General features: G+C 39.7%; 15 protein-coding genes. 7 read left to right on the top strand and 8 right to left on the bottom strand.

Annotated elements, in window-relative coordinates; genetic code table 11:
• Positions 1–225 precede the first annotated feature (225 nt).
• From crtI to MWU84_RS20115, 3 genes are read left to right on the top strand one after another with little or no spacing between them, the layout of a single operon-like run.
• Positions 226–1,689: a phytoene desaturase family protein gene (gene crtI, locus MWU84_RS20125; protein WP_246905032.1), complete on the top strand. Its 1,464-nt coding sequence runs from the start codon at positions 226–228 to the stop codon at positions 1,687–1,689.
• Positions 1,690–1,691: 2 nt separating this feature from the next.
• Positions 1,692–2,531, top strand: coding sequence for a phytoene/squalene synthase family protein (locus MWU84_RS20120; protein ID WP_246905031.1), 840 nt, complete (start codon positions 1,692–1,694; stop codon positions 2,529–2,531).
• 1 nt (position 2,532) lies between these two features.
• Entirely contained in the window at positions 2,533–2,991 is a 459-nt protein-coding gene (locus MWU84_RS20115) for a sterol desaturase family protein (protein ID WP_246905028.1), read from the top strand.
• 18 nt (positions 2,992–3,009) lie between these two features.
• On the opposite strand, the gene MWU84_RS20110 is transcribed toward MWU84_RS20115, so the two are convergent.
• From MWU84_RS20110 to MWU84_RS20085, 6 genes are all read right to left on the bottom strand, one after another.
• The gene (locus MWU84_RS20110) at positions 3,010–3,570 is read right to left on the bottom strand and encodes a TlpA disulfide reductase family protein (RefSeq protein WP_246905026.1); all 561 of its coding nucleotides are present in this window, start codon (positions 3,568–3,570) and stop codon (positions 3,010–3,012) included.
• Between the two features lie 7 nt (positions 3,571–3,577).
• Positions 3,578–4,138 carry a TlpA disulfide reductase family protein gene (locus MWU84_RS20105; protein ID WP_246905024.1) on the bottom strand — a complete coding sequence of 187 codons (561 nt, stop codon included), beginning with the start codon at positions 4,136–4,138 and terminating at the stop codon, positions 3,578–3,580.
• Between the two features lie 77 nt (positions 4,139–4,215).
• Positions 4,216–6,483 carry an aconitate hydratase gene (locus MWU84_RS20100; protein WP_246905022.1) on the bottom strand — a complete coding sequence of 756 codons (2,268 nt, stop codon included), beginning with the start codon at positions 6,481–6,483 and terminating at the stop codon, positions 4,216–4,218.
• 203 nt (positions 6,484–6,686) lie between these two features.
• Positions 6,687–7,640 (bottom strand): MoxR family ATPase, encoded by a 954-nt coding sequence (locus MWU84_RS20095; RefSeq protein ID WP_246905020.1) that lies wholly within the window; start codon positions 7,638–7,640, stop codon positions 6,687–6,689.
• A gap of 4 nt (positions 7,641–7,644) precedes the next feature.
• Entirely contained in the window at positions 7,645–9,096 is a 1,452-nt protein-coding gene (locus tag MWU84_RS20090; RefSeq protein WP_246905018.1) for a peptidylprolyl isomerase, read from the bottom strand.
• Entirely contained in the window at positions 9,080–9,973 is an 894-nt protein-coding gene (locus MWU84_RS20085) for a peptidyl-prolyl cis-trans isomerase (RefSeq protein WP_246905017.1), read from the bottom strand. Before MWU84_RS20085 ends, MWU84_RS20090 begins: the two co-directional genes overlap by 17 nt.
• Positions 9,974–10,090: 117 nt before the next feature.
• Between MWU84_RS20085 and MWU84_RS20080 the strand changes: the two genes are divergently transcribed.
• The 4 genes from MWU84_RS20080 to MWU84_RS20065 all read left to right on the top strand — a co-directional run bounded on the left by MWU84_RS20080 (position 10,091) and on the right by MWU84_RS20065 (position 13,004).
• The gene (locus MWU84_RS20080) at positions 10,091–10,357 is read left to right on the top strand and encodes a hypothetical protein (RefSeq protein ID WP_246905016.1); all 267 of its coding nucleotides are present in this window, start codon (positions 10,091–10,093) and stop codon (positions 10,355–10,357) included.
• A 5-nt stretch (positions 10,358–10,362) separates the two neighbouring features.
• Positions 10,363–11,511: a serine hydrolase gene (locus MWU84_RS20075; protein WP_246905015.1), complete on the top strand. Its 1,149-nt coding sequence runs from the start codon at positions 10,363–10,365 to the stop codon at positions 11,509–11,511.
• Positions 11,508–12,023 (top strand): SRPBCC domain-containing protein, encoded by a 516-nt coding sequence (locus MWU84_RS20070; protein WP_246905014.1) that lies wholly within the window; start codon positions 11,508–11,510, stop codon positions 12,021–12,023. Before MWU84_RS20075 ends, MWU84_RS20070 begins: the two co-directional genes overlap by 4 nt.
• An 84-nt stretch (positions 12,024–12,107) precedes the next feature.
• Positions 12,108–13,004, top strand: coding sequence for a DMT family transporter (locus tag MWU84_RS20065; RefSeq protein WP_246905012.1), 897 nt, complete (start codon positions 12,108–12,110; stop codon positions 13,002–13,004).
• Here the strand turns inward: MWU84_RS20065 and MWU84_RS20060 are convergent.
• Positions 12,985–13,929: a sugar phosphate isomerase/epimerase family protein gene (locus tag MWU84_RS20060; protein ID WP_246905011.1), complete on the bottom strand. Its 945-nt coding sequence runs from the start codon at positions 13,927–13,929 to the stop codon at positions 12,985–12,987. The two genes, MWU84_RS20065 and MWU84_RS20060, sit on opposite strands and share 20 nt — an antisense overlap.
• Positions 13,930–14,088: 159 nt before the next feature.
• Positions 14,089–15,396, bottom strand: coding sequence for a 30S ribosomal protein S12 methylthiotransferase RimO (gene rimO / locus MWU84_RS20055; RefSeq protein WP_246905009.1), 1,308 nt, complete (start codon positions 15,394–15,396; stop codon positions 14,089–14,091).
• Between the last annotated feature and the right edge of the window lie 104 nt (positions 15,397–15,500).

Raw genomic sequence — 15,500 nt, 5'->3', positions numbered from 1 at the left:
AATAACGATAAATCGGTTCCTTTGTCCATCCCTTAAATTTAAAGTGCAAAGAAATAAATTATTCACTTCAGACCCAAGTTTTGTTCTTGATCCCATAACAGACGGCAAAGCAATTGAATAAGTGATCAATTTGAAAAATTGACTTACATATCTAGAAAATAAGCCTTATTTTCATAAACGGGCATTTGGTGAAATTGACGTGCCATAAATTATATATAAATACCTATGGACAAAAGAGTTATTATCATCGGATCTGGGTTTGCATCCCTTTCTGCTTCCTGCTATTTGGCAAAACAGGGATACGATGTGTCTATTTACGAGAAAAACAAGACTGTTGGGGGCCGAGCAAGGCAATTTGTCCGGGATGGTTTTACTTTTGATATGGGGCCAAGTTGGTACTGGATGCCAGATATATTTCAGAGTTTTTTCAATGATTTTGAAAAAAAAACATCAGACTACTATCAATTGGACAAGTTGGATCCTGCCTATAAAATTTTCTTTTCCGACGATACTATTACCATTGGGGATAGCATGGAGAAAATTTGTGAGGAATTTGAACGGATAGAAAAAGGCAGTGCAGAACCTTTGCGCAAATTCATCAAAAAAGCACAGGACAATTATGAAATTGCCATTCACAAGATAGTACTCCGCCCGGGCCTTTCCCCTTTTGAATTGGTAAGCAAAGATACCATTGTGCGTCTGGACCAGTTCTTTAAATCTATAAGTGATGAGGTCCGTAAGCGCTTTAAAAACCCAAAACTGATTTCTACCCTAGAATTTCCTGTACTTTTCTTAGGAGCCAAACCCAACAAAACTCCCTCCTTTTACAGCTTTATGAATTTTGCCGATTTCGGACTGGGCACTTGGCACCCCAAAGGCGGAATGTACCAAGTGATTAGGGCCATGGAGCTTTTGGCCTTGGAATTGGGAGTCAAAATTTACACGGATCAGGCGGTAACAAAGATTGAAGTAGCCGAGGGCCAGGCCACAGGTATTAAAGTTAATGGAAATACCATTAAAACAGATGTTGTCCTAAGTGGCGCCGATTATCACCATTCAGAAACATTGTTGGACCCGAAATTTCGCCAATATTCCGAGGCATATTGGACCAAAAAGACCTTTGCCCCCTCGTCCTTATTATTTTATGTGGGGTTTGATAAAAAACTACAAAACGTATCCCACCATAACCTATTTTTCGATACCAGCTTTGAGCAACACGCCAAAGAGATTTACGATGACCCCAAATGGCCCGATGCTCCCCTCTTCTATGCCAACTTTCCGTCGATTACTGATTCCGGTATGGCACCGGAAGGTTGCGAAACAGGCTTTTTTTTAATTCCCATTGCACCGGATTTGGAAGACAACCAACAACTTCGAAACAAGTATTTTGATATTATTTTAAACAGGTTTCAAAAACTTACCGGACAAAAAGTAGAAAATAGCATCCTTTTTAAAGAAGACTTCTGTGTAAATGATTTTATTGACCAATACAATTCTTACAAGGGAAATGCCTATGGCATGGCAAATACCCTTTTGCAGACAGCCTTTCTTAGGCCAAAATTACACAGTAAAAAAGTGGATAATCTGTTTTTTACAGGCCAGCTTACCGTTCCGGGCCCAGGTGTGCCACCAGCCCTAATTTCCGGAAAATTAGTCTCAGAACTTATTGTTAAACATCAAAAAACTTAGTTATGAAGTCAATTTTTGATGCTGTTTCCCTAGAATGCAGTAGGATCGTCACCGAACATTACAGTACCTCCTTTTCTTTGGCCACCAAAATGTTGGCACCATCCATTAGACGGGATATATACAATATATATGGATTTGTCCGCTTTGCCGATGAAATTGTGGACAGCTTTCACGATTATGATAAATCGTATTTATTGAATAAATTTGAGAAGGATTTGAAGGATGCCCTAGATCAAAAAATAAGCCTTAATCCCATTCTAAATTCGTTTCAACACACGTTTTATAAATATGGCATCCCGCTTCACCTAGTCACTTCATTTATGAAGAGTATGCGAATGGATTTAGAAAAAAGGATTCATCTTACAGATAGTCAATATAAAGAATATATCTATGGCTCCGCCGATGTTGTTGGCTTAATGTGCCTAAAAGTCTTTGTTAAAGGAGATCAAGAATCCTACGAAAAGCTGAAACCTTCCGCTATGGCGTTGGGGTCTGCCTTTCAAAAGGTAAATTTTTTAAGGGATTTAAAAACGGATTTTGAAGAATTGAACAGAACTTATTTTCCAAATACCAATCTCAACAACCTGACCGAAGAAGACAAAAACAAAATCGTGGAGGAAATAAAAGCCGATTTTAAATTGGGATATTCTGGAATAATCCATCTACCACGTGAAGCTAAGTTTGGAGTTTACACGGCATATAAATATTATTTTAAGTTATTGAAAAAATTGCAGGACACACCTTCGTCGAAGATCATGAGTACTAGAATACGGGTTTCCGATCCACAAAAATTTAGGTTATTGGTAAAATCGTATATTAACTATAAATTAAAATTGGTTTAAAATGAAAATGTCGATTTGGGTTTTAATTTTCTTAGCTACTTTTTCCTTTATGGAATTTATGGCCTGGTTTACCCATAAATATATTATGCATGGTTTCTTGTGGTCACTGCACAAGGATCACCATAAAAAGGACCACGATTCATGGTTTGAAAGAAACGATGCATTTTTTTTGTTCTACGCCGCCGTTAGCATTACTTTCTTTTGGCTGGGTTCCCAAACCAATTTTTGGTATGGATGGCCATTAGGTTTTGGCATTTTGGCTTACGGAGCGGCTTATTTCCTTGTTCATGACATTTTTATACACCAAAGGTTCAAAATATTCAGAAATGCGAATAATTGGTATGCAAAAGGGGTAAGGAGAGCACACAAAATGCATCATAAGCATTTAGGGAAAAAGGATGGGGAATGTTTTGGAATGTTAATCGTCCCCTTTAAATATTTCAAAGCAAAAGAAAAATAATACTGGGCCTTCCAATCACTACTTGCTCAACAAGCCATCTATTAGGTTTCTCGTTTTGCTACTGTTCCAATCTGCTGCCCCGGTCTCCGCCACTACAATTTTACCGTCCCTGTCAATAATGTATGTAGTTGGAAGAAGTTTGGATTCAAGTGTACTAGGAGTCTGGGAAGCAGGATAGTACACCGGTAAATCCAAATTCTTTCTCTTTAAAAAGCCCATTACTTTTTGATGGTCGTCAGAAGTTACAAACATAAACGTAACTTTATCGCCATAATCATTATAAAGTTCCTGCATGCTTGGCATTTCCGCTACACATGGAGGGCACCATGTGGCCCAAAAGTTCACAAGAATTACGTTTCCCCTTTGAGCTTCAAAATCGAATGCTCTATTTTCCATATCGGTCAATTTCCATTGATATGAATCCAAAGGAACCTGCATCCCCTCCTTTACCATAGCAGCACTAGTGGACAACAATTTACTGGCAAAAACCTTAACTTTAAAACCTATCGGAGTAAACAATAGTATCAGAACTGCAAGAACAAATACACCGTTAACAATCCATTTTTTTGGAGGCACCATATCGTATCTATTTGCTAATAAGTTCGTCCAAAATGGCCTTTACCTTATCATTATCCCAATCTGCCACACCTTCCTTACTAATTACAATCCTTCCATCCTTATCCAACAAATAGGACCGCGGTGGTTTGGAACCGTCTACGGGCATGGGATCCCCTACAATGGAATAGGTAACCGGGAAGGTAAAACCATGGTCGGCCATAAATTTCTCCACAGGTTCCCTTTCTTCATTGGTAATGATATAAAAATCTATCTTGTCCTTGTAATCGTTATACAATTTTTGGATACTTTCAACTTCAGCCTCACTAGGGATATTCCAAGACCTCCAAAAATTGATAAAGACAACACGGCCTTTGGACTTTTCAAAATTGAAAAAATTCCAATTGCCATCTTTAAGTTTCCAATCGTAATCCTTAATCTGTCCCCTATTGATCTCCTTGGTTACTTCCGGGGAAAATGAGAACCATTTATTCAGCAGCACCTTGCTATAATCGCCCAGAGGCGTTACAAAAAAAGATAGAATTAAAGCCATTATAGCAATGTTCAAAACAGTTTTTTTGCGAATTTTCATTTAATTTATCCTTTTGTCAAAACTAAAAAACTCCTGATGAATATCAGGAGTTTTTATAAAGTATTTACAGCTCTAAATTAGGCCGCGTTCTCCTTCTTTATAACGTTAAGTGCGGAGCCTTCATTAAACCATTCTATCTGTGATTGGTTATAGGTATGGTTCAATTTAATAGTATCCTTGCTACCATCTTTATGCACCAATTCCAAAGTAATTTGCTTTTCAGGAGCAAAATCCTTTATATCTACAAAGTTGAAGGTGTCATCTTCCTGAATCAAGTCATAATCACTTTCGTTCGCGAAGGTAAGACCCAACATACCCTGTTTCTTAAGGTTCGTTTCATGGATACGTGCAAAAGACTTCACGATGACGACAGCTACGCCCAAGTGTCTTGGCTGCATAGCTGCATGCTCCCGTGAGGATCCTTCACCATAGTTATGGTCTCCCACAACCACTGTTTTTATACCAGCTGCCTTATATGCCCTTTGTGCATCAGGAACACCTACATATTCTCCTGTAAGTTGATTCTTTACAAAATTTGTTTTTTTATTGAAGGCGTTGACTGCTCCAATTAGCGTATTGTTGGCAATATTGTCCAAATGACCTCTGAAACGCAACCAAGGACCCGCCATGGAAATATGATCCGTAGTACATTTACCAAATGCCTTGATCAACAATTTAGCTCCTTGAAGATTCTCTGGTTTTATAGGAGTAAATGGCTCCAACAATTGCAACCGCTCCGATTTGGGATCTACCTTTACTTGAACCCCGGAACCATCTTCCATTGGCGCCAAGTAACCTGCATCCTCCACTTCAAATCCCTTAGGAGGCAATTCAATTCCCATCGGCTCGTCCAATTTTACTTCTTGTCCGTCTTCATTGATCAAGGTGTCGTTCATAGGATCAAAATCCAATCTACCAGAAATAGCTATAGCCGCCACCATCTCGGGCGAACCTACAAAAGCGTGGGTATTTGGATTTCCATCCGCCCTCTTGGAAAAGTTACGGTTAAAGGAATGCACTATAGTATTCTTCTCTTCACCTTTTAGATCACTACGATCCCATTGTCCTATACAAGGACCACAGGCATTGGTAAATACCGTTGCTCCCAAATTTTCGAATATCTGTAACAGACCATCGCGTTCCGCTGTAAATCTGATTTGCTCAGACCCTGGGTTGATACCAAAATCGGATTTTGGTTTTACCTTTTTATCAACGGCCTGTTGAGCTATGGAGGCAGCCCTGGTCAGATCCTCATAAGAGGAGTTGGTACAGGACCCTATAAGTCCCCAATCCACTTTCATAGGCCATCCGTTAGCCTTCGCTTTTTCTCCCAACTGTCCTACCGGAGTAGCTAAATCTGGGGTAAACGGGCCATTAAGATGAGGCCTAAGCGTATCTAAATCTATCTCGATCAATTCATCAAAATACTTTTCCGGATTGGCATATACCTCGGGATCGGCAGTCAAATAATCCTTGACTGAATTTGCAGCATCCGCAACATCGTTTCTATCCGTAGCCCTTAAATACCTTTCCATTGACGCATCGTATCCGAAGGTAGAAGTGGTTGCCCCAACTTCGGCACCCATGTTACATATGGTTCCTTTACCTGTACAGGATAGATTTTTAGCACCTTCACCAAAATACTCTATTATAGCACCTGTTCCACCTTTTACAGTTAGGATACCGGCTACTTTTAAAATAACGTCCTTGGCAGATGTCCAGCCAGAGATATTACCTGTTAATTTTACTCCAATTAATTTTGGAAACTTCAGTTCCCAAGCCATTCCTGCCATAACATCCACGGCATCCGCACCACCAACACCTATAGCAACCATTCCCAGTCCACCGGCGTTCACCGTATGGGAGTCGGTTCCTATCATCATTCCACCAGGAAATGCATAGTTTTCAAGAACAACTTGGTGGATAATACCGGCACCTGGCTTCCAAAAACCAATCCCGTACTTATTGGAAACGGATTCCAAAAAATTAAAGACTTCGGCACTGGACGTATTGGCCACTTTCAAATCCGCAACAGCTCCACTTTTTGCCTGTATAAGGTGATCGCAATGAACTGTCGTAGGTACGGCTACTTTTGGTTTTCCTGCTTGCATAAACTGCAACAAAGCCATTTGCGCAGTGGCATCTTGACAAGCGATTCGATCTGGTGCAAAATCAACATAGTCCTTACCTCTTGTAAATGCCTTATTAGGAGTGCCATCCCATAGGTGGGAATACAAAATTTTCTCTGAAAGGGTCAAAGGTTTACCAACAATCTCACGTGCCTTATCAACACGCTCCGACATGTTGGCATACACCTTTTTAATCATATCAATATCGAATGCCATTATCTATAAATTTTTAGTTTAAGTTATTCTCCAAAATTAAGAAAATACCTTACGTTTATAAAACTTTTAATCCAAGAATACGCCAAGAATACGCCAATTTTATGTAATTGTAAAAAAGTTTGTCCTTCTAGGAATGGAAATGCAAAAAAAATCATTTTTTTAAGCCTGTGAAAATTGAAATTTTTCCAGGCTGTCAACCCCAACTACAATAGCTTTAGGATTATATCCTCTTCAGAAATTCCTTCGGCCTCTGCCTTGTAATTTTTAATAATCCGATGCCTCAGAATTCCCAAGGACACGGCCTTGACATCTTCGATGTCCGGAGAAAATTTACCGTTCACGGCGGCATTGGCCTTTGCACCCAAAATTAAATTCTGGGAAGCTCGGGGACCTGCCCCCCAATCTACGAACTGCTTTACAAATTCCGATGCATTATCTTGATTAGGTCTTGTGCTATTTACTAGCTTAACTGCATATTCCACCACATTGTCCGGCACTGGAATCCGACGGACCAAATGCTGGATCTCCATTATTTCACTAGGCGTAAACAAGGGAACAATTTCGTGCTTAAGGTCGGAAGTTGTTTCCTTTACCACCTTAATTTCCTCTGCAATGGAAGGATATTTCAATTCTATGGCGAACATGAATCTATCCAGTTGCGCTTCGGGCAATGGATAAGTCCCCTCTTGTTCTATCGGATTCTGGGTTGCCAAAACATAATAGGGCAAATCCAACTTATACTGATTTCCCGAAATGGTTACGGCTCTTTCCTGCATAGCTTCCAAAAGAGCTGCTTGAGTTTTGGGAGGAGTACGGTTTATTTCGTCGGCCAGTATAATATTGGAAAAGATAGGCCCTTTTATAAACTTAAAGTTTCTATTTTGGTCCAAAACCTCACTCCCCAGGATGTCACTCGGCATAAGATCAGGAGTAAATTGAATCCTTTTAAATCCCAATCCCAAGGCTGAAGCAATCGTGTTGACCATGAGGGTCTTCGCCAAACCTGGAACCCCGATAAGTAAGGAGTGCCCGCCTGTATAAATAGAAAGCAGTATTTGATCCACCACTTCCTCCTGCCCAATAATAATTTTAGCTATTTCTTGTTTAAGTACCTTATTTTTTTCAACGAGATCTTTAATTGCCGTTACGTCTGACATGCATTTATTCCTTTACCCAATTATTTGCAAAATCACAATCCTTATTTCCGGAATTGACACTAACATAGGTATCTTCAATATGATCGTCCATCCATTTTTTGATGGCATTATACTGCTTTTCCCTAAGTGCCAATTCCTGAATCTTTATATAATCCTTTGCAAAATCGGCAACATGTTCATCATAACGATTCGTGATTTTCATAATCTTGTATTTGGGACCACCTCCCCTTGGGTCATTCTCCATGATAGGCATAGAAATTTCATTATCCTTAATATCCCTCACTTGGTTATACAGGGATGGTTCCATTTTAGTAAGCTCAAAACGGGAACTATAATCTTGTGGGTTTCTTAACAAGCCACCATCAAATTTTGTTTCCTTTTCATCGGAAAAGTTTAAGGCCGCTGCAGCAAAGCTAAATTTACCATCCAGTACGCCCTTCCTTATGCTATCCAATTCCTTCTTTGCATTATCCAATTCCTTTTGGGATATCTCCGGAGTTATAAGAATATGCCTAAGATCCAATTCTCGACCACGAATTTTTTCAACGAAAATAATGTGATAACCAAAGTCAGTCTCAAATGGGTCCGAAATCTCCCCTTCCCTTAAACTAAACGCCACATCCTTAAATTCCTTAACAAATGGGGTCTCGCGCGTCATACTATAAAAACCACCCTTGGATTTAGATCCTGGATCCTGCGAATACAAAATGGCCTTCACGCTAAAGCTAGCGTCATTTTCCTCAATATCGGCCTTAATACCATTTAGTTTATCTATTACCTTTTGTTTTTCCTCATCGGAGGCCTTAGGTTCCTTAACGATCTGGGCAATCTCCAATTCTGCTCCAAAAACCGGTCTTTCATCTACTGGGATCTTATTAAAGAACTGTCTTACTTCTTCTGGGGTAATCTCTATTTCCGAAACAATTTTGTTCTGCATTTTTTCGGATAGCATTCTCAGCTTATTGATCTTGTAAAGTTCTTCACGAAAACTGGCCTCGTCATCTTTCTTATAATAATTTAATACTTTTTCCATGGAGCCGATCTGTGACACCAATTGCTGTAACTGACGGTCACCCTGGGCATTTACCTCATCATCCGAAACCAAAATACTATCTTGAACTGCCTGGTGTGCATACAGACGATCTTCCATTAACTTGCCCAAAAGACCACACCTTGTTACATCTGCTGTAGAGGCTCCCTGGCTTTTAAGATCTATTAAAGTTTTCTCTATATCCGATTCCAGTATAACATAGTCGCCCACTACAGCAGCAATTCCGTCCAATTTTATCCTTTCAAAATTGTTGACTGAATCGTTTTTCGTAATCATCGATTCCTCAACAATTACTTCTTGTGGTTCTACTTGGGTATCTGGAAGATTTTCCGATTCCTGTGCACTAACCATCCCTGTTAACAATAAAATAGAAAGGGAAAAACCTGAATTAATTACCTTGTTCATAAACTTCATATTCTTTTTCTTTAATAGCTTCATCGATTACCTCAACTTCCAGTTTTTTCATATAATCCAACTTCCTTCTATTCAAAAGCAGTTGTTTAATAGTAGGCTCGATATAAGGAAGAGGGGCAATATCGTTGATTTCCAACATATCGTTTACCTTCGCCAAATATACCCCTAAAGAGTCCTGTAATTCAAAAAATTGTGATTTTTTTAAGTACTTGTCCTGATTTTCAGCCGTTAACGGACTAATTTCCTCCATTACCCGGAAAACACTTACCCAGATAGAATCGTTAAAATTGACCTTTCTAAACTGCACACTTATAGAATCCAAATAGCGTTTATCCTCCTCCTTAAAATTCCTTAATTTCTTTGCTACCAAATCCTTGTCCAAATATTGTATGGGCAATTCCACGAACCTCAACTGCATTATCCGTTCCTTAAGCCTAAAATTTTCTTTTTCACGTTCATAAAACTCTGTGAGCTGGGCACTGGTTACCGCAGTATCGTGCGATTGTAGGACTAATGCTTCCTTGTAGGCCCCTGTATACAAATCCGTTCTGTAATTGGAAACCAGTTGCTCAAAATTCTCCAGCTTCTCCTCGGGAAGATTTATTTTGGCTTTGGAAAGCAATAATTGTTTATAGGCCCAATTATTAATATAATTATTCACCAACGAGGTACTGTCCGCCTTGGACATATTGGTCAAAAGCAGCGCTTTTAAATCTTCTTTGTACAAATATGTTTCCCCTACCCTAGCCACAGGAATTTTCTCTTCTTTTTTCTTAAAAAGAGAATCACAGGATATAAAAGTGCAGAGCAATACCGCACTCAATAAAAATCTTGAGACTTTTTCCAGCTTTATTTCGCAAAAATCCATTCCGCAAATTTAGCAATTAAGCAGCATTATGCAAGTTCTCATTTCCCAATAAAATTACTTGGTACTTATAAGACAGTTTACCGCATATGTTATTCCTTTTATTATTAATTTTATTCTATGGAGGAAAGACATATAAAACTAATTTGGGATTTTAGGGGCCAATCTGCCCAAAATACTGCGAAACATCATAAAATACACCTTGAAGAATATGTTTTGGCCCAAAATTTAACCTTGAACATCACGGGAAATGCGGACTTAAATGATATGCACTCCATGGCATATCTTGTCGTAACCGAATCCGAAATGATCGGGGTAAGGGATGCCTTAAAACCACATCGCGGTGAAGTCTACACTCCAAAGGAACAGGCAAAAATTAAGAAATAAATTCTATGGGCAGAAAATTCATTTTTTCAATTATCGTAATTACGACCCTTCTTTTTTCATGTGGAACCCGGTATGAAGATCCTAATTTATTGAGAGCTGCCCTTGCCTCTACCCATTCAAAAATACGGCGCGTTATGGACAGCTTGGCCCAATATGAGCTGCAAGTATTGTATACCAAAATCGACAGGATCAGGGACAGCGTCATTTTTACGGATTACAATTTCCAGGTTAACGACAGCAACTACTTCTATCCCGCTAGCACAGTTAAAATACTTACAGCTGTGCTTACTCTTGAAAAACTGAACGAAATGGATTCACTGGACTTATACACCCATTTTTATATAGAAGGTGACTCCCTGGAAACAACATTTGCCAATGAGATTTCCAAGATTTTTGCCGTAAGTGACAACGAGGCGAACAACCGACTACTAGAATTTTTAGGTCAAGACCGAATAAACAAAAGTTTAAAGGACAAGGGCATAGCACCAGTACGAATATCACATCGCCTCTCAACGGAAAATGCATTTGAAGTTACTACACGGCCCCTGATCGTCTACTTAAACGATACTACAATAACCTGGTTAAAACCAAGTATGAACAAACCCGCCAAACCTTTGGCCTTAAACAGCATAAAAAAAGGAAAAGGCTACTACGAGGAAAATAACTTAATTAATGAACCATTCGATTTTAGTTTAAAGAATTATTTCCCCCTTCGCGCCCAGAACGCGGTCTTAAAAAGGATCATTTTCCCCGAACAGTTCCCAAAAAATGAGCGATTCAATCTTAGTCCCAACCAGCATAGGTTCCTCCTAAAGGCCATGTCCGACCTTCCCAAAAATATTGGTTACAATGAAATGGACTATTACGACGGATATTGTAAGTTTTTCATGTTTGGAGATACCAGGGATACCATTCCGAAATATCTCAAAATATATAATAAAGTAGGCAATGCCTATGGCACTATTACAGATTTCGCCTATATTAAGGATAATAAAAACAATGTGGAATTTATGCTTACCGCTACCCTTTTGGCCAACAAGAATGGAGTTTTCAACGATAACATCTATGAGTACGAAAAAATTGGACTTCCATTTTTAGCACAATTGGGAAGAGAGATCTACATACTGGAACTAGCAAAAAAACAACGAAAATGAAAGCACTAAGTTTCGATTCCTTTACCAAAAAAATTTACATCAAAACCGACTTGGAAAAAATGTATTGGGCTTGGTGTACCACAGAAGGAATAACCTCCTGGTTTTTGAGCAAGGCTACCTATACCTCCCACAATGGCAAAACCAAAGCCCCAGAGGACAGGATTTCCGCAGGTGACGACTATACTTGGGAGTGGCACAATTGGGATGGTCAGGAAAAAGGAAAAATAACACAGGCAAACGGCAAGGATTTCATTGAAATTACCTTTGCCAATGTTTGCAAGGTTTCGGTTTCACTTAAAAAATATGGAGCTTATGTACTCTTAACCTTAAAACAATACAATATACCCACAGATGATGATAGTAAATTAAACATCCATTACGGCTGCAGTAATGGATGGACCTTCTGGCTGGCGAATCTTAAAGCCTACTTGGAGCATGGTATTGTGTTGAACGAAACTGAAAATGACCTTCGGAACGAACCCCTAGCGGGATTTGAATTTGTAAATATGTAAAGGGCAACAAAATTTTAAGACATAAACTTTGCAAGAGTACAGCGAGCAATCTTCTTATTTCCTGTTTTTGTCCATTTCAAAAAAATGATGACAAAACCTCGCATCGCCCTGATAATTGGAATAATTTGTATTTCCATATTTCCCATATTGGTGAAATTAAATTATACTCCCGGACTTATTTCCGCTTTCTATAGAATGGCCATCGCCTTGGCCTTTATCTTACCGTATGCCTTACTTACCCAACAACTGAAAATTCCAGAGCGAAGAACATTTCTGCTTGCCCTTTTTTGCGGAATATGTTTTGGATCTGATGTGGCCGTTTGGAATATTGCCATTCAGGAATCCACGGCAACACAGGCATCATTATTAACGAACCTATCACCGGTTTGGGTCGGGATAGGTACATTTTTCTTTTTAAAACCCAAGCCCTCTGTTAATTTTTGGATAGGCACTGTCGTGGCACTCTTAGGAATGATCACTCTTGTAGGGTTTAAATTTTTCGCCCAGCTTTCTTTTGATATTGGCTTTAGTTTTGGACTGCTGTCCGGGGTTTTCTATGCTATCTACATCCTGATCAGTAAAGAAGTGCTTGCCAAGATATCCATAATAAACTTTATGACCCTAAGCCTTATTTCTTCTTCCCTCTTTTTAGGAATCCTATCCTTTGCGCTTGGGGAGCCTTTTAACGGCTTCTCGAATATTGGATGGTTTGTTCTTTTGATCCAGGGATTGGTCTGCCAATTACTGGCCTGGTTGTCCATCAGCTATTCCACCCAACATATGCGGGCCACAAGAGTCTCCCTAAGCCTATTGGCACAGGCCATCTTGGCCGCAATACTGGCTTGGATATTTCTCAACGAGGTAATTACCCCACAGATGATTCTTGGAGGTATTATCCTACTCCTTGGGATACGTCTTACCTTTTACGATAGGCCCCTGGTTATACCTCTAAGGAAAAAACTTAAACTCCCGCCTGTCTAATAACCTTCAAGGTCTTTTGAAGTCCGGTCTTGGCCACCTCCAGCAAATCCATACTGTGGTACTCCGGGTTGTACAGCTCCAAGGAAATACAGCCGTTGAAGCCCGTGTTTTTAAGGTCTTTTAAAATCTGTGGCAGTGGCAGGATTCCGTCACCAGGAAAAACCCGATGCTTATCCTCCATATCCCCTATTTCCATGCCTTTGGGCGCATCGTTGAATTGAAAAATAGCAAATATATCTCCATTCAAAAGTCTTAGTCCTTCAAAACCACCTTCCGAAATATACATATGATATACATCCGGTATTATCTTGGCTTCGGGGTGATTGGTATCCAAGGCAACAGCGCTAGCCTGCCCCATAGTCTTAAGCGGGAACATCTTGACAAATACCAATGCCGGTATTACATTATACTCTTTTATACCAATTTCCAATAATCTTCGGTAGCATGAAGCAACAAAGGCCACATCGTAATTTTCCCCAACTTGATTGGGTATGGCCTGTACATAGGTGCATCCTATTTCCGATGCCATTCTCATTCTATTTTTGGTTGCAGGTAATGACTTTTGAAATTCTTCCTCATTCTTGGGAATGCAACCCCATAGCCCTATCATACTGGGCACAAATAATCCGGCCTCCTTTATTTTTGCGCCCAACTTTTTAAGATCTCCACCATTTTTCTCGTAGTCCGCCAAATCGCTGTCCCAAGGTTCTATGGCATCATAGCCTGCCGCTATGGCAATCTCAACCTTTTCTTCCAAGCCCTTTGCAGGTCTTATAGTAGCCGTATCCAAACAGATCGGCCACGGACTTTGTCCGTTTTGATATCTTTTTTCTTTCTTTGGAATTTCCATTGGCAAGGTATTGGCCAATGAGATTGTTGCAACACTTGCAGTGGCTGCACCTGCAATAAAGGATCTGCGATTCATATTTTGGTCTGTTATTCGACTAAAATATAAAAAAATATGATGTATATCCCACTTAAAGGAAATAACCTAAGCTTCAAAATCTAAGAAATAGGTTGCCATAAGGGGCCAAGGTATTATTCCAAAGGCCGGCGCATTCAATTGCACTTAATATTAAAGCAATTATCCCTGAACTGGCTCCCCATAAAGGTCAAAATCTGCAGCTTCAAAAATATGAAGATCAACAAATTCCCCAACTTTCAGGTAATGTTTAGCAGCATCCACTAAAACTTCGTTATCCACATCGGGAGAATCAAACTCAGATCGACCCACAAAATACTTACCTTCCTTACGATCTATAATACAGCGCAAAGTTTTACCCACTTTTTCTTGGTTCAACTCCCAGGAAATCTGTGACTGAAGCTCCATAATCTCCGAAGCCCTTTGCTGTTTCACCTGCTCGGGAACATCGTCTATCAAAGTATAGGCATGCGTATTTTCTTCATGGCTATACGTAAAACAGCCCAATCTTTCAAAACGCATTTCCTCCACCCAACTTTTTAAGGTTTGAAAATCTTCCTCTGTCTCCCCTGGATAGCCCACAATCAAAGTGGTCCTAATAGTCATTTCCGGAACCGCAGCCCTAAAGTCCCGCAACAGTTTTGTTGTTTTGGCCTGAGTTGTTCCCCTCCGCATGCTTTTTAAAATGGCATCCGAAATGTGCTGCAACGGAATATCCAAGTAATTACACACTTTGGGCTCACGTTTCATCACTTCCAGGACATCCATCGGAAATCCGGTAGGAAAAGCATAATGTAATCGGATCCATTCAATGCCTTCTACCTTCACCAACTCGTTCAGCAATTCTGCCAAATTCCTTTTCTTATAAAGATCCAATCCGTAATAGGTAAGATCCTGGGCAATAAGAATCAATTCCTTTACCCCTTTGGCGGCTAGATTGTGAGCTTCCGTAACCAAATCCTCTATGGGGGTACTCCTATGTTTACCTCGCATGATAGGTATGGCACAAAAAGAACAAGGGCGATCACATCCCTCGGCAATTTTTAAATATGCATAATTTTTTGGAGTGGTAGTTAACCGCTCCCCTATAAGTTCGTGCTTATAATCGGCCCCTAAGGCCTTTAACAGATTGGGCAATTCACTGGTTCCAAAATACTCATCCACATTAGGGATCTCTTTTTGTAAGTCTGGTTTATATCGCTCACTTAGGCAACCCGTAACAAACACCTTGTCCACTTCACCGGCTTCCTTTTTTTGAACATATTCCAAAATGGTATTAACACTTTCTTCCTTGGCATTGGCAATAAAACCACAGGTGTTTATCACTACAACATTCCCTTCCTCTTCATGTACGACCTCCTTGTTGTTGGCCCTTAATTGACCCATCAACACCTCCGAATCGTATACATTCTTGGAACAACCCAATGTAACTACATTAATCCTATTCTTCTTAAGTGACTTAGTACGCATATTTTCCCAATAAAGTGCAAAAGTACAACTTGAAAAAAGATTGTAGTCCCAATATATCTTTTTTTATTCTTTTAACGTTAAACCTATATAACCAATTGAACCCT

It is taken from the genome of Arenibacter sp. F20364 (genome assembly GCF_023015905.1).
In the GTDB taxonomy this organism is placed as follows: Bacteria; Bacteroidota; Bacteroidia; order Flavobacteriales; family Flavobacteriaceae; genus Arenibacter.
Note: the sequence above shows the minus strand (reverse complement) of the source record. Positions and strands in the feature narration are given on the sequence as shown.